22 protein-coding genes are annotated in these 21960 nt (G+C 69.1%); 9 read left to right on the top strand and 13 right to left on the bottom strand.

Features of this window, described 5'->3' with window-relative positions; all coding sequences use genetic code 11:
• Positions 1-387: 387 nt before the first annotated feature.
• Positions 388-1371, bottom strand: coding sequence for an AraC-like ligand-binding domain-containing protein (locus E5082_RS29275; RefSeq protein WP_135794257.1), 984 nt, complete (start codon positions 1369-1371; stop codon positions 388-390).
• Between the two features lie 320 nt (positions 1372-1691).
• On the opposite strand from E5082_RS29275, the gene E5082_RS29270 reads away from it, so the two are divergent.
• Entirely contained in the window at positions 1692-2114 is a 423-nt protein-coding gene (locus tag E5082_RS29270) for a hypothetical protein (protein ID WP_135794256.1), read from the top strand.
• 735 nt (positions 2115-2849) lie between these two features.
• On the opposite strand, the gene E5082_RS29255 is transcribed toward E5082_RS29270, so the two are convergent.
• The 3 genes from E5082_RS29255 to E5082_RS29245 form a co-directional block, all read right to left on the bottom strand.
• A complete protein-coding gene (locus tag E5082_RS29255; RefSeq protein ID WP_135794255.1) occupies positions 2850-3368 on the bottom strand; it encodes a hypothetical protein in 519 nt (172 codons plus the stop codon).
• Between the two features lie 486 nt (positions 3369-3854).
• Positions 3855-4397 (bottom strand): MOSC domain-containing protein, encoded by a 543-nt coding sequence (locus E5082_RS29250; protein WP_190045412.1) that lies wholly within the window; start codon positions 4395-4397, stop codon positions 3855-3857.
• A gap of 164 nt (positions 4398-4561) precedes the next feature.
• Positions 4562-4774 carry a hypothetical protein gene (locus tag E5082_RS29245; RefSeq protein WP_229918995.1) on the bottom strand — a complete coding sequence of 71 codons (213 nt, stop codon included), beginning with the start codon at positions 4772-4774 and terminating at the stop codon, positions 4562-4564.
• A 425-nt stretch (positions 4775-5199) separates the two neighbouring features.
• On the opposite strand from E5082_RS29245, the gene E5082_RS29240 reads away from it, so the two are divergent.
• Positions 5200-7218, top strand: a complete 2019-nt coding sequence (locus E5082_RS29240; RefSeq protein ID WP_135794293.1) for an N-acetylmuramoyl-L-alanine amidase — start codon at positions 5200-5202, stop codon at positions 7216-7218.
• A 182-nt stretch (positions 7219-7400) separates the two neighbouring features.
• Here the strand turns inward: E5082_RS29240 and E5082_RS29235 are convergent, their stop codons facing one another.
• Together E5082_RS29235 and E5082_RS29230 are read right to left on the bottom strand one after the other, a co-directional pair.
• Positions 7401-8573 carry a 4-hydroxybenzoate 3-monooxygenase gene (locus E5082_RS29235; protein WP_135794254.1) on the bottom strand — a complete coding sequence of 391 codons (1173 nt, stop codon included), beginning with the start codon at positions 8571-8573 and terminating at the stop codon, positions 7401-7403.
• Positions 8574-8780: 207 nt separating this feature from the next.
• Positions 8781-9563 (bottom strand): helix-turn-helix domain-containing protein, encoded by a 783-nt coding sequence (locus E5082_RS29230; protein ID WP_135794253.1) that lies wholly within the window; start codon positions 9561-9563, stop codon positions 8781-8783.
• A gap of 181 nt (positions 9564-9744) precedes the next feature.
• Here E5082_RS29230 and E5082_RS33805 point away from each other — a divergent pair, with 181 nt between their 5' ends.
• Both E5082_RS33805 and E5082_RS29215 read left to right on the top strand, forming a co-directional pair.
• On the top strand, positions 9745-10035 hold the full coding sequence (locus E5082_RS33805) for a siderophore-interacting protein (RefSeq protein ID WP_135794252.1): 291 nt from the start codon (positions 9745-9747) through the stop codon (positions 10033-10035).
• Positions 10036-10623: 588 nt separating this feature from the next.
• Positions 10624-11406, top strand: coding sequence for a hypothetical protein (locus tag E5082_RS29215; protein WP_135794250.1), 783 nt, complete (start codon positions 10624-10626; stop codon positions 11404-11406).
• A gap of 238 nt (positions 11407-11644) precedes the next feature.
• On the opposite strand, the gene E5082_RS29210 is transcribed toward E5082_RS29215, so the two are convergent.
• Positions 11645-11965 (bottom strand): hypothetical protein, encoded by a 321-nt coding sequence (locus E5082_RS29210; protein ID WP_135794249.1) that lies wholly within the window; start codon positions 11963-11965, stop codon positions 11645-11647.
• 381 nt (positions 11966-12346) lie between these two features.
• Entirely contained in the window at positions 12347-13234 is an 888-nt protein-coding gene (locus E5082_RS29205) for an MBL fold metallo-hydrolase (RefSeq protein ID WP_135794248.1), read from the bottom strand.
• Positions 13235-13488: 254 nt separating this feature from the next.
• Here E5082_RS29205 and E5082_RS29200 point away from each other — a divergent pair, with 254 nt between their 5' ends.
• The 5 genes from E5082_RS29200 (at position 13489) to E5082_RS29180 (ending at position 16561) form a co-directional block, all read left to right on the top strand.
• Positions 13489-13815: a hypothetical protein gene (locus E5082_RS29200; RefSeq protein ID WP_135794247.1), complete on the top strand. Its 327-nt coding sequence runs from the start codon at positions 13489-13491 to the stop codon at positions 13813-13815.
• 102 nt (positions 13816-13917) lie between these two features.
• The gene (locus tag E5082_RS29195) at positions 13918-14766 is read left to right on the top strand and encodes an IS5 family transposase (protein WP_135794246.1); all 849 of its coding nucleotides are present in this window, start codon (positions 13918-13920) and stop codon (positions 14764-14766) included.
• Complete coding sequence (locus E5082_RS29190) at positions 14763-15161, top strand: hypothetical protein (RefSeq protein ID WP_135794245.1); 399 nt, start codon at positions 14763-14765, stop codon at positions 15159-15161. The genes E5082_RS29195 and E5082_RS29190 overlap by 4 nt, the downstream gene beginning before the upstream one ends.
• Before the next feature lie 603 nt (positions 15162-15764).
• Complete coding sequence (locus E5082_RS33110; protein ID WP_229918997.1) at positions 15765-16019, top strand: hypothetical protein; 255 nt, start codon at positions 15765-15767, stop codon at positions 16017-16019.
• A gap of 92 nt (positions 16020-16111) precedes the next feature.
• Entirely contained in the window at positions 16112-16561 is a 450-nt protein-coding gene (locus E5082_RS29180) for a spore-associated protein (protein ID WP_086693469.1), read from the top strand.
• An 84-nt stretch (positions 16562-16645) separates the two neighbouring features.
• On the opposite strand, the gene E5082_RS29175 is transcribed toward E5082_RS29180, so the two are convergent.
• The 5 genes from E5082_RS29175 to E5082_RS29155 form a co-directional block, all read right to left on the bottom strand.
• Positions 16646-17683: a sugar phosphate isomerase/epimerase family protein gene (locus tag E5082_RS29175; protein WP_135794244.1), complete on the bottom strand. Its 1038-nt coding sequence runs from the start codon at positions 17681-17683 to the stop codon at positions 16646-16648.
• 87 nt (positions 17684-17770) lie between these two features.
• Positions 17771-19186 (bottom strand): alkaline phosphatase family protein, encoded by a 1416-nt coding sequence (locus E5082_RS29170; RefSeq protein WP_135794243.1) that lies wholly within the window; start codon positions 19184-19186, stop codon positions 17771-17773.
• Complete coding sequence (eboE, locus tag E5082_RS29165) at positions 19183-20352, bottom strand: metabolite traffic protein EboE (RefSeq protein WP_135794242.1); 1170 nt, start codon at positions 20350-20352, stop codon at positions 19183-19185. Before eboE ends, E5082_RS29170 begins: the two co-directional genes overlap by 4 nt.
• Before the next feature lie 3 nt (positions 20353-20355).
• The gene (locus tag E5082_RS29160) at positions 20356-21231 is read right to left on the bottom strand and encodes a TatD family hydrolase (protein ID WP_135794241.1); all 876 of its coding nucleotides are present in this window, start codon (positions 21229-21231) and stop codon (positions 20356-20358) included.
• Entirely contained in the window at positions 21231-21887 is a 657-nt protein-coding gene (locus E5082_RS29155; protein WP_135794240.1) for an EboA domain-containing protein, read from the bottom strand. The genes E5082_RS29160 and E5082_RS29155 overlap by 1 nt, the downstream gene beginning before the upstream one ends.
• Positions 21888-21960 lie beyond the last annotated feature (73 nt).

Genomic DNA, 21960 nt, shown 5'->3' with positions numbered 1-21960 from the left:
GTCTTCGGTTGATGCCCCACGGCTTGTCGTCGCCGACCGAGTAGCAGCCGTGGAAGCAGGTGATCCCGTGGGGTCGCCGACAGGTGGCCGGCCGGTCGGGCCTGCGTCGCCTGGCCCAGCAGGAGCAGATGGAGGACCGGCGCCGTCTCGACATGTGACGTGGTCGGGGGTCGAGGAGACCCACCGGGCAGCCCTGGCCAAGGCCCGCGCTGAGAAGCGCGCCCGGCGGAAGGGCTGACGCCTCCAAGTGCAACTATTCGCGGCTTCTGGGCTCACCTCGGCGATCCCCCTGTTCCAGCCGTATTCCGGTCGGCCTCCCTTCAAGTCCGGGGTTTGGTTGTTACCGGCACCCGAACTCTCGGTGTGCGTCGCCGCGTAGACGGTCCGTCATCTGCCGCTGGAGAGCTCACCCGCCAGCCACTGCCTGCGGTACTCCTGCGGGCTCAGCCCGTACGCGCCGCGGAAGGCCCGGCTGAAGCTCGCCGGGTCGGTGAACCCCCAGCGGGCCGCCACAGCCCGGACCGGCTGCCGTCCGCGCAGCGGGTCCGTGAGGTCACGGCGACAGTGTTCCAGCCGGCGTTCACGGATCCAGGCCGAGACTGTGGCCCCCTCCGCCTCGAAGAGCCGGTGGAGCGACCGCACGGACATGCTGTGCGCGGCCGCGATGGTCGCGGGCGACAGCTCCGGGTCGGTGAGGTGCCGCAGGATGAAGTCCCGCACGCGCAGCAGCATCGTTTCTCCGGTACAGGACGGCATGGTCTCCGGGCCGGATTCCAGCTCGTGCGCCAGTACGGCGGCAGCGAGATCTACGACGATCCCGGACAGGCGGCCGGCGTCGGCGCGAGTGAGGGCGGGAGCCTGCCGCAGGGCCTGCCGCACGGTAGTCGCCAGCAACGCGCCTATCCCGCTGCGCCCGGGCAGTCGGCGGGCGGTGAGGCACCGGACGGCGCCGGCGGACAGTGGCAGGGCTTCGCGGGGGAACTGCACCACGATTCCGTCCGCCGTGACCTCGGGGAGGGTCCACGCCCGGAAGGGTACGGAGGTGTCGTACAGGACCATATCGGTCGGGGCGAGCGACGCCTGACGGTCCTCCTGCTCGATCCCTGACCGTCCCTGGAGGGTGAGCGACAGTTGCAGCAGGCCGAGGTCGGCGCGGCGGATCAGCCGCGGTGTCCGGCGCGCCTCGAAGGAGAGACAGCGCACCCTGGAGATCTGTATCCCTCTGAGGTCCACCGACGTCATTTCGGCCCAGAAGCTGGGCGCGTCCTCGCTGGAGGCGTGGACCGGCACCACCGAGCGTGCGACGGCCTCCCACCAGAACGAGAAACGGTCGGCCGCTGGAAGTCCGTCCAAGTCGATCACGCTGTACATCTGCACTCCCCCGGGGTAACGCGGTCGTCCACTGAGACGGGCGTGGCCGCGCGAGGGTTGCGGGCCAGGTCGGGTCCGGAGCGGAGACGCCGGCCACCCGTCGCCTACGCCCGGCTCCGACGCGGTGGTGTCCGGCGCCCGGGCGTGGCGTCGCGGCGGCCGGGGCCCGGCGGGTGGCTGGCACTCGCCGACAAACGTCTGGCGCTCCACGACAAGGACGGGGTTGCGCCGCTGGGGCAAGACTGTCCGGGACGCCGGGACGCGCCTTCGGGCCGTCCGGTGTCGTCTCTCCCATCCAGGTCCAGAGAGGACGGTTACTAGTGTCGAACATCCGGCGAAGTACCGGTGCGATTCTCGCGGGGGCGTCTCTTGCCCTGCCCCTGCTTGTGGTCGGGGCACCGACCGCCGCGGCGGGCACGAACTGCGGCAGCTGGCCGGGCAACGGGATCGCCGATCATGACGTCAAGACGCGAACCGTGACACACGGCGGGCGGACGGTGAAGATCGCTCTCGTCAACCAGAGGCTGAGCGACCACTCGTTCGCCGCGATCCGGAGCGGCTACCGGTCCGGCGACCAGACCTGGGTGGACCGCTCCACCGACGGCGGCAAGAACTGGACCCAGTGCGGCCCGTTCAACAGCCGGTTTTCCAACGATCTGAACAACCTGCACTACTCCATGCGGGCGTGCGCCCGGTTCAACGGGGCGAGCTTCTGCACCGGCTGGTACTACGACAAGGACTGAGAACTCCCAGACGGAACGCCCCCGGTCCGCCCGGCGGACCGGGGGCGCCGGTTGTGGGGTATCCCGTAGGTTCGACTTGATTCTCCGTACCCCGCAGTCACCTCGATGTCTCCGGTCACGAGCGGTGCCGGGGAGAGGGACTTGGGCCTCAGCCCCTGCGGCAACGAGGGCCCGGTCGACGATCCTGCGCCGCCAGCTGCGCGCGACCCGGCCGCAGTGGTCGTGCACCCACCTCACCCGCGGCTTCCTGCCCCGTGTCGACCTGGCCACGCCCAAGCGCGCACCCACGCTCGCTCATCAGTGGGCGCTCCGATCAGGCGATGGCCGCCCGGCAGACCTGCCGCGAGTGCCACAGGCGCTACGACTTCTGTCTTCCGCTGCGCACCCAGGGCCGCTGCGACCCGCCGTTCGCACCGCCGCCTGCACCGAGCCCGACCGGCCCAAGGACCTCCGGATCCGCTACGTGACCGTCGGTGGCTCCTTCGTCGACGTCACCGGAGGCTGAGAGCACCAGAAGAACCAATGGAAGTGCCACGGATGCAAGGACTCCTCCCGCTTCCGGACGAGGACTGGCTGTGGAGCATGCGGGAGAAGGCCAGCGCGGACGCCGCCGCCTGCCGCGCCATCCCGCTGACGTGAGGGTCGGAGCGCACACCGTCCTTCTGCCTCGCCGTCGTCGCGGCCACCGCCGGGGCGAAAAGATGTCACGGACGCTGCTGGGAGGTCGCCGGCCGGTCACCACACGTCGACGGACCAGACGTCGCCTCGCTGATGTCCGTGTAGATCTGGGTCGCCTGACCCGTAGGGGTCAGGGTCAGCGACGACGTGGATGCGGGCGGCGGACGCCGATACGCGGTAGCAGTCCATGTCACTCGACGTGGTGTGCTTGTCGAGTTCGATCGTGTGGCCCAGGGCCAGGATGGCGTTTTGCAGGTCCTTGAAGGGGACTCTGGGTGCGAATCTCCCGTACTCCCGAGAGAGCGGGGACGGCACGGTGCTCGGGGACTGGTCGTACAACAGCCGGTGGATCTTCACGCCGAAGCCCAAGCACGACATCTGCCCTTGCCGCCCAGGCCGGTCCGGCGAAAAGTTGATGTCCACGAGCCCATAGTCCCGCCGCAGTAGGCCACCACCGGGAACATCGAGGCATGTCGCCCCCAGGGCGGCCTCCCAGGCTTCCGGGCCGGCACCGAGGCCAACTCCCAGGACCTCACCGCCAACGGCGACGTGAGCGTAGAAGTCCAAAGCGGACACCCGCCAACTCCCTCAACTATCCGGACAAGGCACCACTTGCTGATCTCCGCACAGGACAGGCGGACCAGCGCCCAGTATGCGGTGATCGTACAGAGCAGCTTGTCAGGGCGGTCGCCGGGTGAGTTCATCGCCGTCGTTGAAGTCGAAGTCCCAGGCAGGATGCGCTTTCAGATCAGCCGTCGTCCTCCCGATCCTCCTGGCCGATCCCGGCTTCGCTCGCCCTTGTCCCGTCAGCGAGGCCGGACCCCGCGCGTGGGACCGCCGCAGCCATCAGCTGGCATGCAGGTCCGGGCTTACCAACGTTCCGGGTACCGGGAACCCGCGCGCTTCCGACCACAACGACTTCAGGGCCGTGCGACACGATGGGCCACCCCTGCAGGCGAGTTGAAGGAGGCCGAGGTGCAGGTCGGCGCGTACCTCGTAGCGGCTGAGTGTGTCACCACTCGCGGGAGACGTCTCCGTCTGGTGCCCCGCTGGAACGGTTTGTCAGACGCGGTCCAGCGGCCGATGCGGCTTGTCCGGCAGCTCCACTTTGATCATGTCTCCAGGGCGCACCAGGCCGCCCTCCGCCACGATGCTCATGATTCCGGCCTTGCGCACGATGTTGCCCAGGTCATCGCGGCCAACGACCTGCTTCAGCAGTCCCTCCTGGAAGTTGTCGATCTGCAGGCAGGGATTCCGCAGACCCGTCACCTCGACCACGGCTTGAGCGCCGATGCGCAGCAGCGTGCCCACCGGAAGACTGAGCAGGTCAATGCCGCGGGTGGTGATGTTCTCTCCGAGTTCGCCGGGGGCCACCCGGAAACCTGTCGCACTGACTTCGGTGAAGAGTTCTTCGTGGATGAGGTGGACCTGGCGCAGGTTCGGCTGGGTGGGGTCCTGGGCGACACGCGAGCGGTGCTTGACCGTCACACCGGCGTGAACGTCGCCTTCGACACCGAGGCCGGCGAGCAGGGTGATGCTCTCCCGGTTCGGCTTCGTGAACGAGTACTCGCTGTTGCTGCTGACCGCCGTCACGACCCCGCTCATGTGCGGAACCCCCCTCTTCGCCGCCTAGCTCCACCGACAGCCTAGCTCTGGGTGCTCAATGGCCCACGTTCAATTACGTTCGCCTGCGGTGGGGCTCTCTCCACGGGAAGGTCCTCGGCACCGCCCTGGACGTTGCCCCGGAGAAAGCTCACGCGCGTCACGCACTACCTGCTGCTCGGAGCGGGCGGCATTCGCTGAGAGGCGTCGGCGTCGGCAGACTTCAGCCGTTCGCGTTTGGCGGGCTCGGCGACCGCCCGGTAGATGCCGGCGACGGAGGGGTTCCCTCCCTTGCGCTTGACGGTGGGGATGATCAGGTCGAGCTGGATCTGCTCGACGCACTCGCCGCCCGCGCGGCGCCGGAGCAGGGTGTGGAGCATGTCGTCGGTGATGACCGGCGGCCGGCCGCCGTGCTTGCCCTTGCGGGCCGCGGTGTCGAGCCCTTCCAGCGTCGACTCGCGGATGGATCGCAGCCAGCCGCTCGGTGGCCCGCACGACGCGGTCGCCGACTGCCGACTCCAGTCCGCGCCGCACCGCGTACGGCACCATCGCGTCGTTCGGCAGCAGCGGGCGCCGGGCCGCCGACCGGGTGGCACCGAGCGCACAACTAGGCCGCGCCAGTGACGCTTGGCAAGCCGACGCGCGGGAGCCGGGAGAACGTGGAGGAGCGGCCGCCTCGGGCACAAGTTCCCTTGTCCCGGCGCTGTTGGGCAGATCCACGGGGAGCCGCCTGCCGCGGATCTCGTGCTGCCCGCGGGTGCTTCGTCGCGCCCGCGTCGCCCCCGGCTCTTACAGGAGGTCCCGCATGGGAGGATCTGACATTCGCCGCGCCGTGAGGCATCTGTACCGGACGGCATGCGTGATCGCGGCGGCTGCGCTGATAACGCCTCTGCTGGCCAGTTGGCCGCCGGGCGGTCCGCACGACGGGGGTTCCGTGATCCGGCTGCAGCGGGCCTTTTCCGACGCAGCCGCCGAGTTCCGGGTGCCGCGGAGCGTGCTCCTCGGCGTGTCGTACATGGAGTCCCGGTGGGACGCGCACGCAGGCGCTCCGAGCGTCATCGGCGGCTATGGGCCGATGCACCTCACCGACGTGCGCGCGGCGCTTGCCGGAGCACCTGGTGGCGCGGTGTACCGCTCCGCGCCAGGGCCGTCGGCGTCGTCGGCGGACCCACCGGCCTCCCAAGGCGCGCCTATGGTGAAGAAAGGTTTCTTCAATCAGGTGGCGACGCTGGAGCGAGCTGCCGGACTTCTGGGTGTTCCGTCGGTCAGGCTGCGCACGGACGCCGTCGAGAACGTACGTGGCGGCGCCGCGCTCCTGGCGGCGACGCAGCGAGAGCTGGGCAGGCCGCTCGGTGCGGATCCGGCCGAATGGTGGGGAGCGGTGGCGCGCTTCTCCGGGTCGACCGACAGCGTGGCTGCGGCGACGTATGCCGACAACGTGTTCGAGGTGATCCGTAAGGGTGCGCAGCGCACCACGGACACGGGGCAGCGGGTGACCCTCGCGGCGAGCCCCGGAGTGCGACCGGGCACCACGGAGAGGGAGGCCGTACCGCCGCGGGAAATGTCGGCGGCCGGGAACGGCCCCGAGGCCAACGCCAAGAGCGATGCCGGCACCGGGGTCGAGTGTCCGGCGACCCTCGCGTGCGGTTGGCTTCCAGCCCCGCGCGTGTTGTACGGCGACAATCGGTACGGCAACCATGACGTGGCCGACCGTCCCGCGGACCTGAAGATCGAGTACGTCGTCATCCACGACACAGAGGACACCCAGAACACCATGTTCCAGACGGTGCAGACTCCGTCCGAGGCGTCTTGGCACTACACGATCCGCTCCGGCGACGGTCAGGTGACGCAGCACCTCAGGACCAAGGACATCGGCTGGCACTCCGGAAACCAAGACTTCAACGCCCGCTCGATCGGCGTCGAGCACGAAGGGTTCCTCGCCCAGCCGGACACCTGGTACACGGAGCAGATGTACCAGTCGTCGGCCCGCCTGGTGTCGTACCTCGCCAAGAAGTACGCCATTCCGCTGGACCGGCAGCACATCATCGGCCATGAGGACGTGCCCGGCCCAGTGACCGCCAGCATCCCCGACATGCACGAGGACCCGGGCCCCTATTGGGACTGGCGGCACTACTTCGACCTCCTGGGCTCACCCCTGCGCGCGACGGCCGGCCCGAACAGCGAACTGGTGACCGTTCTTCCCGACTTCGCAACGAACAGGCCGGAATATACGGGGTGCACGGGGCAGGCCAAGCTCTGCGCCCCGCACGGATCCAGCGCCGTGCGTCTGTACACCGAGCCGAGTGAGCGTGCCCCACTGGTTCAGGACGTGGGCAAGCGTCCTGACGGCGAGGACTCCACCATCGGCGTCTACGACATGACGTCGCGCGTCTCCACGGGGCAGACCTACGCGGTCGCCCAGCGCCGCGGCGACTGGACCGCCATCTGGTACCTGGGCCAGAAGGCATGGTTCAGGAACCCGTCGGCGCACCCCACAGCGGTCGGCAGCGTCGGCCGGATGGTCACGCCAAAACCCGGACTGCCCGACATCCCCGTGTACGGACGCGCCAGACCCGAGGATTCGGCGTACCCCGACGGCACCGCCGTGCAGCCCGACTCACCACTCCCCTACGAGTTCCTCGCCGGCCAGCGGTATGCGACGCGGGGCACCGTCAGGGGCGAGTACTTCGAGCCCTCGGACGTCGACAGCGCCTTGCCCGGCCGATTCGTGAAGGGACGAGCCCTGTACTACGAGATCCAGTTCGGCCACCGACTGGCATACGTCCGGGCGGACGACGTGGACGTGGTACGTGCCACCGCGTAGAGCCGGCACCCTGCGGTGGTCGGGTGGATCGCCCGTGTCGCCTGCACGTTGCGGTGCCTGATCGTCGCCCTTCCATGACCACCTCGCATCTCAGCGATCACGAAGCGCGCCCGCTGCGCGGCCCGGAGGGGCCGGAGCTGGAGGAGGACGACGACGCAGCATGATTCCGGAGGAGGTGGGGTCTAGTTGGTTCCGGCTGTGAGTTCACTGAACAGCTTGTTCGCCGACTCCGAGGCGAACTGGCGCTGCAGCTCGGCGCGGGCGATCTGCTTCTTGAACTCGCCCTCGAAGCCGGTGCATCCGGCGTTGTGCATGGTGTCGGTGATCCACGTGGCGAACGCCTGGTAGTTCCAGATGTGCGGCAGGCAGGTCTCCGAGTAGCTGTCGAGGAGAGTGGAATCGCCTTCCTGCGCGTGGTGGATCACGGCTCGGGCGAAGACCTCGGCGTCATGCAGGGCGAGATGGATGCCCTTGGCGCTCATCGGCGGGACGATGTGGGCGGCGTCGCCGAGGAGGTACAGCTTGCCGTGACTCATCGGGTCGAAGACCACGCTGCGCAGCGGCACGATCTGCTTGGACAGGATCTCGCCGCGTGAGGGAGGGGTGCCGAAGCGGGCTTCCAGCTCGCTCCAGACGCGCTCGGCGGGCCATTGTTCGGGGGTGTCGTCGACTGCGCACTGGAGGTAGATGCGGCTGGTCTCGGGTCCGCGGGGGATCATACCGGCCAGGCCCAGTTCGTGAATGGCCATGCCGGAGGGGCTGGTCGGAGTGGCGGCCAGGACGCTGAGCCAGGAGTAGCCGTACTCGTGCGAGTACTCGGTCAGGGCCGTGGCGGGGATGCTGCGACGGGAGACACCGTGGAAGCCGTCGCAACCGGCGATGAAGTCGCTGTCGATGGCCCGGGCCGCTCCATCGGCGTCCTGGTAGCGCACGACGGGACGGCCCTCGGTGAGATTCTCCAGGGCGACGTCGGCGGCTTGGTAGCGCAGATCGCCGCCTTCGCGCAGAAAGACCTCGGTGAGATTGCGCACGAGGACCTGCTGTGGGCAGTACAGACTCTCGTTGTTGTCCTCGTCCACGTCGATCGGCATCGCCTGGCCGTCGATGTAGAAGCCGCCTTCGCTGTGCGGGATCGGGTCGCCCGCCAGAACTTCCTCCAGGCCCCACTCGCGGAACATGCGCACCCCGAAGGTATCGATGGTTCCGGCACGCTGGCGCTTTTCGACGTAGGCGCGGGGGTGCCTTTCCAGCACGATGCATTCGATGCCGTTGCGCAGCAGGAAGTTGCCGAGGGTCAGGCCGGCGACGCCGGCTCCGATGATGACGACTGCCGTGTCGTCGCGTGTCGTGGTCATGTGTGTGCGAGCCTCCGTGCTCAGGGCGGTGGACCGGTTCGCGGCAGGGCCACCACCGGCGGTGCCGCCCGGGTGGTGCGGCGTTCGGTCTCCACCCTGCGACGACTGCCACGGTGCGCACCACCGGCGATTGGACGGCTGATACCGGAAAGCCGCCAACCTGGAATGGAGGCCGGCCAGGTGCCTGAACTGCGCAGACGCTGACGGTCAGGAGCGATGGCGCAGGCCGGCCTGGTAGCGGCCGGGCGTCTGACCGATGACTGCGGTGAACGCGTCGATGAAGCTGGAGGGGTTGGACCATCCGCACGCCACCGCGGTATCCGTCACGGACATCCCGTCGGTGAGGCGGGCCAGCGCGTGGTGGATGCGCAGGGTGGTGCGCCAGCGGTGGAAGCTCATGCCCAGCTCGGTGTGGAACAGGCGGCTCAGGGTGCGTTCGCCGGCTCCCACCCTGCGGCCCAGTTCGGCAAGGGTCGTGGGCTGGGCGGGGTCCTTGTGCAGGAGGGCGGTGGCTGCGCGAAGCCGGTCATCGTCGGCTTCCGGCAGGTGGAGGGACTGTTCGGCGGCGTCGACGAGCTCGTCCACGACGACGGTGAGCAGGCGTCCATGGGCGCCGGGGCGCCGCTCCGGGCTGTCGGTGAGCGCGAGGAGCGCCTCGCGTAGCAGCGGGCTGACGGTGAAGACGCTGGGGTGGTCAACGAGTTGTGCACACAGGTGGAGCGGGACCTGGAGGAGGCGTACGTCGGTCTCGCCGTAGAAGCGGTGGGAGTGCGTGAAGTGCGGGGGCGTCCAGGTGACGCGGTTGGCCGGGGCGACCCATGTTCCGCGTTCCGTGGCGGTGGCCAGCGCACCGGCGGCGGCGTAGACGAGTTGCCCCTCCGCATGTGAGTGGGGGGCGAGCTGGTAGCCGTGGGACAGCGTCGCGGCGCCTTGGAGCGAGGTCGCGTCCGGATGGGGGTGCGTCGGTGTAGGTTGGCGGTCTTTCGGCATCAGGCGTCAGTTTATGGGTGATCCCGCATGAGTGACACGACGGACAGTGGTGTCATGGCCACAAGCAGCACGATCTGGGGAGGCGGTGGGCGGCCGTGACGCCGCGTATCCCGCGCCCGAGCAAGCGGCGGATGCTGTCGTTGACCGTTGAGGCCAGAGAGCAGACCAGCGCCCTCATTTCATGACCGTCACGCTGGGCGGAGACGACGTCCGGCACCTGCAACAGACGAGGTTCGACCAGGCCGGCCGTCTGTTCTTCGCCGATCCCGCCGAGAACGGCGGGGTGTTTCTGCTCAGCAGTGAGCGGTGGGGCCTCCACCTCATGCTGCAGGGCGGCAAGCGGCGCCCACGGGTACGGACTTACACGACCGGAGGTTCAGGCCACAGGAAGCGGCGTTCGACATCGAGGTCGCGCTCCACGAGGTCGACGACTCCAGTCACGCATCAGCCCCGGCTAGCCGGTGGGCGCTGACCGCCGCACCGGGCACGAAGGTGTCCGTTCGATCGAAGGCCAGCCATGATCTGATGTGCGTACTGATCGTCCGGGCCGAGGTCTTGGACCACTCGATGGGCCTCTTGGGTCCGACTCGTCTCGCACAGCAGTCGGACAAGGACGTACAGGGCATCGCGATCACCGTCTTTGGCGCGGTTGCGCAGCGCCGCCTCCATCCCCCGCTCGCGAAGCGATCTGTTGAGTCTCCGACGTGCGTGAACATCGGTGAGAGAGCGCTCTGCGAGTTCCGAGAGTCGTTCCGCACGGATGAGCAGATCCATGTGCCACAGATGGTTGTCGTGCCTGGAAGGATCGGTGGAGTAGCACTCGGCGTGCGCGCTAACCAACGCGATGGCCGCATCCCAATCCCGGCGCTGTTCCGCTGCCCGGGCCTGCTCGCACCACTCCACAGGACGAGTATCGCGTAGCGCTGCCCCGTCGTGGGAGTGGTCACCGGCGAACATCCGCCAGGATCAAGACCCACCGATGGCACTCGCTGCTCGGAGGTCGAGCAGCCACCGAACGTCTAGGCTCTTGAGCCACCAACGAAGAGAGCATGGAGGTTCGTTGTCCTCGACCCCGCCGTCCCAGAGCAACACCCCGAACCCGCCGTCTGGCTCGGGACCAGCACCATTACCCTCGCAACAGTCACGCCTGGGCCGGGCCAAGGGCTGGTTCAGTGGCCTGAGCGAGGCCGGGAAGATCACCCTGATCGTAGCTGTCATGGGTGGGGCGTTTGGTGTGATCAACGCCTTCATTCCCGTCCTGGCCGACAGTGGTAAGGATGACAAGTCGGAGGATGCGTCCAAGCCGTCGGCTCAGGCGCCTAAGGCTCCGGGCCTGTCTCCCTCTGGCAGCAGCCAACCTCCATCTGATCCATCGGTGTCCGAGGAACCACCTCCGGGCCCCAGGGTGGTCTACGAGGGACGCACGCTGAAGCTCCGTACCCCACGGTCGAACAACTGCGTGACCTCAGCCGTCGACTTCGACAGGGGGCAAGCAACCACCGGTGATGAGACGACGCCAGATGACGCGGAGATCGCCTTGCAAAGGTGTATCTCGTTCGGCCTTTGGATGAACACCACGTCCGCCGGAGTCTCGACCGCTCCAGTGAAGACGGAGCAACAGTGTCTTGAGTACGCCAATCAGGGCGGCCTCGTGAGTGTTGACAGCTATGAGCAGCTCCGAGATGAAGACCCCATCAGACGGGGCAGCACCTTGTGCTTGGTGACGGCCGAAGGTCGAATCGTGCGAGCCGTCGTTCAGGAAGTGCGGTGGAGTCACCTGGATGAGCCCTCGGTGGAATGGGCCGTCGACTACACGTTCAAGGCGACTGTCTGGGAGCAGTAGAACTGATGGGATGTCGGCGCTCCGTCGTCCAGCCACCGTTCGGTCAGGGTTCGGGTCTCTGTTGCGCCGGGTTACAGCGGTTGGCGAACGGAGCGAGAGCCGCTTGACGAACAGGCGGCCCTCATCTGAGCTCTGGAAAAGGTACGGCCTGCCCGCCGAAGCGGAGGGTTGCCGGGGGTGCTGGCGGAGACTTCGAGGACCCTGGCCGTCGGCCCGGACTCGCGCATCTGAGAGCGCACTACAAAGGCGGCGGGTTGCGCCGCCTGAGCAGGGCCGCGACGACTTGGCCGCCTGCCGCGCCGTCGCGCAGCAGCCGGCGTAGGGAGAACTCGTCGATGACGGTGTCGCGGTCAGCGATGACGAAGCCGTGGGCAATGAGATCCTTGACCACCCTCGCCTGACGCATACCGGTCGCCTCCGCCCGGGAACGCACGTCTTCGGCGGAGTGCTCCACCGGGGGGAGTCGGGCGCCGACGGCTGGCTGGACTGCAGTTGCTGTAAGCCAGTTCGCGATGGCCTGCAGTTCGGTCGCTTCTCCCCGCCAGGCGCTGGAGGCCATCAAGAGCCTCACTCGTCTGCACCGTCCACGGCCCCAACAACGGCGACGACCAGGACGATGACCCCGACAGGCGCGGGCGACCTCGAAGAGCAGGCCCGCGAAGCGTCCGAGGCTGACCGACCCTCCGTGCTACCCCGGCCCGGCCCACCCGGCGGGGAGTGCGACTGGCCCCAGCAAAGGCCGCCCCCTGGAGGAGCCCGTACAGTTGGCTCAGCTACAGCCCCTTAGCGCCGCCCTGGGACAGTCGCTGTGGTTTTCTCCCCGTAGTCCTCGCGTCTTCCTGCGTACCGTTGCGGAGGGCGCCATTGGCGTATACCACAACAACCCGCGCGACCACCGTCATGTCACGGTCGATGTCAACCAATCATGCGGGCTGCGCCGCTACCAGCGCACTGCCGTGAAATCAACGGGTCGGGGCCGCAGTTCTCGGGTACGCGCGGTCAGCTGTTGCAGCCGCCAGGCCATGTCGTCGCCGGGGAGGCGCTGGCGGTCGCCATGGCCCGGCAGCAGCCACTCAAAGCGCAGCCGGTCGGCGGTCCGGGCCAGGGAGGCTGCCAGCTCCCCGATGGAGTACCAGGTGACAGTGTCGGTCACCTCGATGTCCGATGTGGTGCGCGACCAGTAGAAGCTGTCGCCGCTGAAGCAGTACCGCTCGTCCGCGAGGTAGAGCACGCTGCCCCGCGTGTGTCCGGGAAGCGGGAAGGCGATCACCCCGTCGGCGATCTCTGCCGGGTCGGTGCCACGGAGCACACGGTCGGCGTCCGGGGCGGCATCGAGGTCGCCCTCATGGATCCACAGCCGGGCGCCGAAGCGGTCGGCGTAGCGGCGGCCGTGCGCGGCGTGGTCGCGGTGGGTGAGCAGGACATCGGTGACGGGGCCCAGCGCCTCGTAGCGCGCGACCAACGAAGTGCTCCAGCGCGGCGTGTCCACCATCATCGCGGTGCCGTCGGGGCGGCGTAACAGGTAGGAGTTGGCTCCCGCAGTGTGCACGGAGTTGTGCCCGCACAAGTACACGGTGTCATCCAGGGCCAGGGGAAAGGGATCCAACGCTGCATCCAACCGCCCGGCCGGGGGACGGACCGACCGGGTGGGGCAGGCATGCGCAGCGGCATGGAACTGCCGGAGCTCGGCTTGGCCATGCGGCTGGCGCAGGACGACCGAGCGGCCGCCGACCTCGCCGATCAAGCCTGGGGCAAGCTGCCGGGCTACATCGCAGTTCATGCAGCGCTCGTCCACATGCCAGCCGCCCTCAATCCGTCCATCGTCCATGGCCCCGCTCCCCTCCGCACTACGCGCCCGCCGACCGGCCGCTCACCATCAGAGATATCCAGCCCTGTGCGGACAAAGGAAGAGAGACTGGATCTTGTACTTGTGGCATCGGGCTGCTCTGAGAGCGCGGTTCGTGAGCTGATGTCCGTTCCTGGCGGCTCGCCCACAGCGGCCGGTGGCGGCCGGCCTCCCCGCGCGTAATGCAGTCCGGCCGACTCGGGAACTGCGAGCAGGGCTGTGGCGTCCGACCTGTCGTGAAGGAAGAGATCAAGGGTCTTGCTGGTTTCCTCGTCGCCGGTCTGGGTGCCGCAGCGGCGCTGCTGGCCTGGGCCCCGCTGGCGAGGGTCAATGTGGAGGGTGGATTCGAGGGGAGACACCGGGACCTCAGCGTGCTCTACGTGGACCTGCCGCTCGTCGCCGCGGGGGGCGCTCTGGTGCCGCTCGCCTTCTGGATGCTCACCTTGCGCCGGTTCCATCGCCCGTGGCTCGCCGCCCTGGCCGCCGTAACCGCGGTCGCCCTGGGGATCTGGGGTCTGACGAGTTGGTGGGCTCCCTATCAGGCACCTGAGTTCGGGTACTGAGATGGCGATTCATGAGCTCTTGTGTCTATTTGTAGTCGCCTGATGGCGTGGGTGCGGGCGGAACCTGCCAGTCCACAGCTGATGGTCTGCTGGTGTGGCGGGGTGAGCGAACGCAAGCCGTACCCGAGCGACTTATCGGACGAGCAGTGGGCTCTGATCGAGCCGGTGATCACCGCGTGGAAGGACCGGCACCGCTCGGTCAGCGGCCACCAGGGCGCCTACGACTTGCGGGAGATCGTGAACGCGATCCTCTACCAGGGGCGGACCGGCTGCCAGTGGGCCTATCTCCCGCACGACCTGCCGCAGAAGAGCGCGACCTACTACTACTTCGCCGCCTGGCGGGACGACGGAACCGACCAGGTCATCCATGAACTTCTGCGCTGCCAGGTCCGTGAACGCGCCCGCCGATTAGAGGACCCGACCCTGGTGGTCCTGGACACCCAGAGTGTCCATGTGGCCGCCGGGGTTCCCGCCGCCACGAGTGGCCACGATCCGGCCAAGGGGGTGCCCGGCCGCAAACGCGGCCTGGCTGTGGACGTCCTCGGCCTGGTCATCGCGGTCGTCGTCCTCGCCGCGAACACCCACGACAACGCCGCGGGTATCCTCCTGCTGGACAAGGTCGCCGAGCACGCTGGCGGAACCGTCCGCAAAGCCCTGGTCGACCAGGGCTTCAAGAACAAGGTCGTCGTGCACGGCGTCGGCCTGGGAATTGACGTCGAGATCGTCGCACGCAACCCGCAGGACAAGGGGTTCGTGCCGCAGCTGAAGCGGTGGAGGGTCGAGCAGACCTACGGGATCCTGATAATGCACCGGCGCCTGGTCCGCGACTACGAGCACCGCCCCTCTTCCTCCGCCTCCCACGTTTACTGGGCGATGACCCACGTCATGACCCGACGCCTCACCGGTTCGAACGCCCCCACCTGGCGCGCGGCACAGGCGGTGGCAGCGTGAACATCCGTCCCCTGCTCGATGCCCTGGACCTCCAGGAAGACGCCGCCCGGGCCCTGGCCGACGACCTCCGCGCACAGATCGACGACCTGCAGAGCCGGTTGCGGGAGGCCGAGATGCACCTGGAGCACCTCGCGATCACCCGCAAGACCGTCACCGGCCTCACCGACCGGCTCCCTGTCGTCGCGCCGGACCTGCCCGAGCACCCGGACTACCCCCGCATCCTCGCCGCCTTCAACCATGCGACCCAGCCGCTACGGGCCAAGGACGTCTGCGAAACCCTCGGCCACGAACTGCTGCCGAAGAACGTCGAAGGCACCCGCGCCAAGCTGAAACGCCTGGTCAAACTCGGGCTCCTCACCGAGGCCGACACCGGCAACTTCGCCAGGAAGCAATAGCCGACGAACCCTCTACCAGCGGCCTTGCTCTCACCTCGGCCAGAAACGGACACCACCTCACGAACCGCCCTCTGAGAGTCCGGCTCGGACGGACCGGCGGCAACAGAGAGCACCAGAAGCCTTACAACCCACTCGCGATCAATCGTGGGTCAGGCCGTAAGTACGCTCCGGGCCCGGCCCCGGCCGGCGGTGTCCTCACCGACACCGCTCCCGTCGTGGCCGCCCCCGCGCTGGAGATGACCGAGCACCTGTTGGCCGAAGGAGCCCTGACGGTCGACCCGCCACAGTCCGCCTGTGCACCCGCTGCGCCCAAGGCGAAGCCACACCCGCTACCGACGAGGAGACGGCCGTGTCCGGGTGGTCGTGCTGGCCCTGGCCGGGTTCTCGTCAAGTCGGGGGCATGGCAGCGGGAGCCATCACAGCAGTAGTGGTGGATGTAGCAACTCCAGTCAGGACCACGCCAGTTCGTCCTCCTCGGGCAGTGGTGGCCCGTACCGCACCAGCACGCCCGACAGGTACCGCGGCAGCGGTGCGTACCGTTCGCGGCCCACCACTCGCTCCTCCCCCACGGCGTCCGCCCGGCCCCTCAAGGACGGCACCGCCGTGCTCAAGCACTGTGCGGACGCGGATGATCCCTACACGACCGTCGAGGTCAGGAATCCGAACGCGCGTGACGCGGTCTTCACCGTGAAGGTCGGTTTCAGGGATGGGACCGGGTTCAAGATGGCCGAGACCACCGACCAGGTGTCGGTGCCGGCGAAGGGCACGGCAACCCGCCGCGTGTTCGGCTGCCGCGCGGGAGACGTCTCCCGGATCAGCCACTGTGACGTGCAGCGGCGGGCCGACGCCGACGAGTGACAGGTTTCTTCGGAGACCGGTACAACCATCCGTATGCGTCGCCAGTCAGACCAGTCAGGAGCAACGAGCTCCTACAGCCACAAGGGGGAAATATGCGATTCAACCGTACTGCCCTCACTGTCGGTGCTCTGGCCGCGCTCGCGCTCGGGGCCGGCACCGCGTTGGCCGCGCCGGCCTCCGCCGCACCCAACACCACTCCGCAGAAGGTCTGCGGGAGCAGCTACCGGACCGTCAACTCCGCGGCCGTCGGCTCGCTCGGGACCGTCTACCTGACCTACAACGCGTCCAACGGCAAGAACTGTGTGACCACCATCCGCAACAGCCCCGGTACCGCGGTCGACATGTCGGCCTGGCTCTACGTCGCCGACACCGACCAGGGTGACGACGACTACGGCAGCTTCACCTCGTACGCCGGTCCGACCTACGTCTACGGCAAGGGGCACTGCGTCGACTGGGGCGGCCAGATCAAGAACGTGTACGTGCAGATCTCCGGCTCCAACTGCGCGTCCCTGAAGGAGAAGCGGGTCACCTACACCCGCTGATCCAGGGCACCGCAACGCACGATGACGACTCGCTCCGTCGGAGGCTTCACGCCCCCGCCGGAGCGAGTCTTCGTGTGGTGACCGTCAGCACTTCTCGCGCAGGGAGTGCAGGTACGCGCTCGAGCGGCGGGCGAAGCTCAGGGAGTCCGGCGGGCTGTCGTGCTCCGTCTGCCAGTGGTGGGCCTGGCGTTGGCCGCGCAGGTGGGTGACGGCGGAGATGAAACGCTGGTAGTCGATGTCGCCGTCGCCGACGTCCGTCATGCGGTAGCCGAACTCGTTCGTGGGGTCACTCACGCCGTCCTTGACGTGGAAGAGCGGGTAGCGATGGGGGCGGGCGAGAACGTAGTCCAACGGGTCGAAGGGCGCGGGGGTGCCGTCGGGGCGCTTGGAGAAGCGGAACTGGCCCGCGTAGGCCCAGTAGATGTCCATTTCGAGGTAGACGAGGTCGGGGTCGGTTTCCGCCAGCAGGACGTCGTAGAGGCGGACCTTGGGGTTGTCGGCGGCGAAGGCGAACTCGTCGGAGTGGTTGTGCTGGTAGAACTTCATGCCGCGCGCCCTGGCCGCCGCGCCGTAGGTGTTGAACTCCTCTGCGGCGCGTTTCCAGGCGTCGACGGTCGAACCGTAGCGGAACGGACCGGACGCGGTGCCGATGTGCTTCAGGCCTAGGGCCTGGGCGTCGTCAAGGACCTTCTCGAGGTTCTGGGCGAAGGTGTAGGCGTTCGGGTCGTCGGAGTAGTAGCCGACGTGGCTGCCGATGGGTGTCAGGCCGTGTTCCCTGGCCAGGCGCCTGAGGCGCGGCAGGGTGATGGGGCCGGCCGAGCCCTGGGTGTAGCCGGCGAACTCGATCTCGTCGTACCCGTACTTCTCCAGTTCGGCGAAGACCGGGGCGAAGCCCAGGGTGCCGACCTTGTCGCGCAGGCTGTAGAGCTGGATGCCCAGGCGGCCGGGAGGCAGGACGGGACGACCCCGGCGGCCTGCGGGCGCGGGCGCGGTGGTCGCGGCCGAGGCGGGGCCGGCTGTACCCAGCAGGGCGGCCGCCGTGGCGCCCGCGGCGACGCCCAGCATGCCCCTTCTCGTCAGCCGGTGGGTCAGTTCGGGGTCATCGTGCGAGATGCGGATCATGCGGAACTCCGGGGTGTGAGAGGGCGTTGTCAGTGGTGAGTGCTTCACTGGGGACCAGGCACACGAGACAGGCTTGATGAGGGCTCGTCAGGTGAGGCCGGCGAGTCGGAGCAGGAGTGATTTCACATCGGTGGCCGCGACGCGGTCGCCGACGGCACGGGGGGTGGAGCAGATGAGGAGCGGACCGTCGTCGTCGCTCGCGGGAAGGCGGCCGTGGCTGCCCCGAATAGGTGACGGGTCCAGGGGTACGACCGCCATGCGGTAGCGCAGGCCGAGCTTCTTGCGGGCCAGCGCGGCCGCCGCCTTGACCTTGACGTAGGGGTCAAGGGGGTCCATGAAGAGTTCGACCGGGTCGTAGCCGGGTTTGCGGTGGATCTCGACGAGCCGTGCGAAGTCGGGTGCGCGGGCGTCGTCGAGCCAGTAGTAGTACGTGAACCAGGCATCCGGTTCCGCCACGGCGACGAGTTCGCCCGAGCGCGGATGGTCGAGGTGGTGTTCCTTCTTGCCCTCGTCGTCCAGGAGCTGGGCGATGCCCGGCAGGCCGGTGAGGGCGGCGCGGGTGGCGTCGAGGTCTTCGGGACGGCGTACGTAGACGTGGGCGATCTGGTGGTCGGCGACCGCGAAGGCACGTGATGCCATCGGGTCCAGGTACTCCATGCCGTCCTGCTCGTGCACCTCCAGCAGGCCGGCGCGGCGCAGAGCACGGTTGACGTCCACGGGACGGTCCACGCGCGTGATGCCGTACTCGGACAGGACGACGACGGTACGGCCCTCCGCGCGGGCGTCGGACAGCAGGGGTGCGGCCGCTGCGTCCAGGTCGGCGGCCGCCTGGAGGGAGCGCGGGTCGTCGGGGCCGTAGCGCTGGAGGTCGTAGTCGAGGTGAGGGAGGTAGCAGAGGGTCAGGTCGGGGCGGCGGGTCCGCTGGATGTGGCGGGTCGCGTCGATGATCCAGCGGCTGGACGCGAGGCCGGCACCGGGGCCCCAGAACTGGAAGAGGGGGAATGTGCCGAACTCGGCGGTCAGTTCGTCGTGCAGGTCGGGAGGGCGGGTGTAGCAGTCGGGTTCCTTGCGGCCGTCGGCGTAGTAGACGGGACGGGGGGTGACGGTGAAGTCGGTGTCGGCGCCCATGGCGTACCACCAGCAGATGTTGGCCACGGTGTAGCCGGGGTGGGCGCGGCGGGCGGCGTCCCAGAGTTTGTCGCCGGCGACCAGGCCGTTGTGCTGGCGCCACAGCAGGACGTCGCCCAGTTCGCGGAAGTACCAGCCGTTGCCGACGATGCCGTGCTCGGCGGGTGTGGTGCCGGTCAGGAAGGTCGACTGGGCGGCGCAGGTGACGGCGGGCAGGACCGTGCCGAGGTGGGCGCGGGAGCCCTGGTCCGCGAGGGCGCGCAGGTGGGGCATGTGGGCGAGGAGGCGGGGGGTGAGGCCGACGACGTCCAGGACGAGCAGCGGGGTGGGGCGGCCGGGCGAGGGCTGGGCAGGGGCCGCCGGGTGGTCGGTCATGGCAGCTCCTTCAGGCCGAGGTCGGTGAGCAGGTCGCGGGCGAGGGAGAGTTCGGCGGCGATGCCGTCGGTGAGCTGGGCTCGGGTGCGTGGCCGTAGTTCGGCGGGGAGGGCGTGCCAGGTGTAGGTCTCGACCTCCAGGTGGCGGGTGAGGGGGTGCGGCCCGCCGACGAGCCGGGTCAGGGCGGTGGCGAGGACGGGGAGGGTGGAGGTGAGGGGCGCGGCGGGGGCCGCGTGCAGGGGTACGTGGACGTGGGTGCGCCACGGGGTGGAGTCGGGCAGGGCGCCGGGCTGGAGGGCCTCGCCCAGGTCGTCGGTGCCGTGTCGGCCCGTGGCGGTGAGGGTGCGGGTCTGGTGCAGGAAGCGGGGCTCGTCGAACGCGGTGAGGGCTTCGCGGACGTCCGGGCGGTGGGGGTGCTCGGCGTGGAGTGCGGCTGACAGCTGGGATTTGACGATGGGGACGCCGGCCTGGGCGAGCGCGTCCAGGGCGGTGTCGGGGTCTTCGAAGGAGGTGGCGAGGTGGCAGGTGTCCACGCAGATGCCGATGCGGGGGTGGGCGATGTCGGTGAGGGGGGTGAGGGCGTCGGCGGTGGTCTCGATGACGCAGCCGGGTTCGGGTTCGAGGCCTATGCGGAGGGAGCGGCCGGTGAGCTCCGCGAGGGCGTCGAGGCGGTCGCCGAGGGTGCGCAGGGCGGTCAGGGCCGTCTCCATGCGGGCCGGGGTGGCGACGGTGCGCCAGGCGAGCGGCAAGGTGGAGACGCTGCCCTCCACTATGTCGTCGGGAAGGAGGCCGGCGAGGATACGCGCGACGGCCGTGGTGTGGCGCAGGCGCTCGGGGTCGGCCCAGTCGGGTTTGTAGACGCGGTACTTGACCTGCTCCGAGCCGAAGCCTTCGTACGGGAAGCCGTTGAGTGTGACGACTTCCAGCCCGCGCCGGTCGAGTTCGGCTCGGAGGGCGGCCAGCGCGCAGGGGTCGTTCTCCAGGGCGAGCGCGGCGTCCTTGGCGAGCCAGAGCCCGATGCCGAGACGGTCGCGGCCGAGACGGCGCCGGATGGGCTCGCAGTGGTCGCGGAGCTGGGCGACGACGGCGTCCAGGGTCTCTGCGGGGTGGACGTTGGTGCAGTAGGCGAGGTGGACGAGGGAGCCGTCGGGGTGGCGGAAGCGCACGGGTCACTCCTGTCCTGCGGGGGCAGTTCCCTTGGGGGCGCCGCGGAGGATGGTGTTGCCCTCGTGGGTGGCTTCGGTCGCGGCGACGTCCAGGTCCAGCCGTCCGCTGAGGCCGTAGAAGGCGACGGGGTTGCGCCACAGGACGCGGTCGACGTCGTCCTCGGTGAAGCCTTCGGCCAGCATCAGGTCGGCCACCTTGCGGGTCTTCAGGGGGTCGCTCCTCCCCCAGTCGGCGGCGGAGTTGACCAGGGCTTGCTCGGGGCCGTAGGCGCGCAGGACGGCGACCATGCGCTCCTCGTCCATCTTGGTGTCGGGATAGACGGAGAAGCCGAGCCAGCAGCCGCTGTCCTTGGCCTCCTTGACGGTGGTCTCGTTGAGGTGGTCGAGGAGGACGCGTTCCGGGGTGAGCGCGGACTCCCGGACGGCGTCCAGGGTGCGGCGCAGGCCGGCGGCCTTGTCCCGGTGGGGGGTGTGGACGAGGGCGGGCAACCCGTGGTCGGCGGCGAGCTGGAGCTGTGCGGCGAGCGCGGTGTCCTCGGCCGGGGTCATCGAGTCGTAGCCGATCTCGCCCACGGCGACGACTCGGTCCTTAACGAGATAGCGGGGCAGTTCGTCCAGGACGGGAGTGCAGCGGGGGTCGTTGGCCTCCTTCGGGTTGAGGGCGATCGTGCAGTGGTGGGCGATGCCGTACTGGGCGGCCCGGAAGGGTTCCCAGCCGAGGAGGGAGTCGAAGTAGTCCAGGAAGGAGGCGGTGGAGGTACGGGGCTGGCCGAGCCAGAAGGCGGGCTCGACCACGGCGCGGACGCCCGCGGCGCGCATGGCCTCGTAGTCGTCGGTGGTGCGCGAGGTCATGTGGATGTGGGGGTCGAAGAGGCGCATCAGGACTCCTTGCCGTGGGGGCCGCCGCCGTCTGGCGCGGGGAGCGGCGGGGCCGCCTCGGGGTCGGTCAGGGCCAGGACGCGGTGCAGGTCGTCGGGGACGGGGCGGCCCGCGGCGGTGCGCTCGGCGGCGAAGTCGGCCAGCATGCGGGCGAGTTCGGCGTCACCGTGGGCGCGGGCGGCGAGCTGGGCGACACCGGTCACGGGTACGCCGGTGAACAGGCACTTCAGGATCGCGTGCCGCCAGAGGTGGGCGCTCAGATGGCGAGCGGCGTAGGGGCCGAGGGCGGCGGTGAGGAGGCGGGTGTCGTTGGTGCGGAGGGCGTCCTCGACGAGGGGGAGGGCTTCGGGGCCCGCTACGAGGTGGGGCAGGGAGTGGAGGACGGCTCGGCGTTCTTCGGCGGTGCCTCGGTGGTAGACGCGGGTGAGGTCGGCGGGGGTGGGGTGGGCGGCTTGGAGGATGAGGATGCGGGCGGTGTCGGCGTGAGGGCGGCCGCAGCGGCGGGCGGCTTCGGCCAGGCGCAACTCCGTGGTGGGGGTCATGCCTTGGGCGGCTTCGGCCAGGGCTTGGTCCAGCCAGGCTCGGGCGGGGGGTGTGAGGTCGCGGCGTAGGCCGTTCGGGAGGGGGGTCGCGGTACTGGGGGCGGAGTGGGTCATGGGTGGTCCCTTCCGTGGGGGCGGAGGGCTGGGTGGAGGGGGTCGGGGTGCCGGCGGGGGCTGCTTGATCGTG

Origin of the sequence: Streptomyces griseoluteus (assembly GCF_004784465.1) — a bacterium.
GTDB classification, from domain to species: Bacteria; Actinomycetota; Actinomycetes; order Streptomycetales; family Streptomycetaceae; genus Streptomyces; species Streptomyces griseoluteus.
This window is presented reverse-complemented; position numbering and strand designations above follow the sequence as displayed.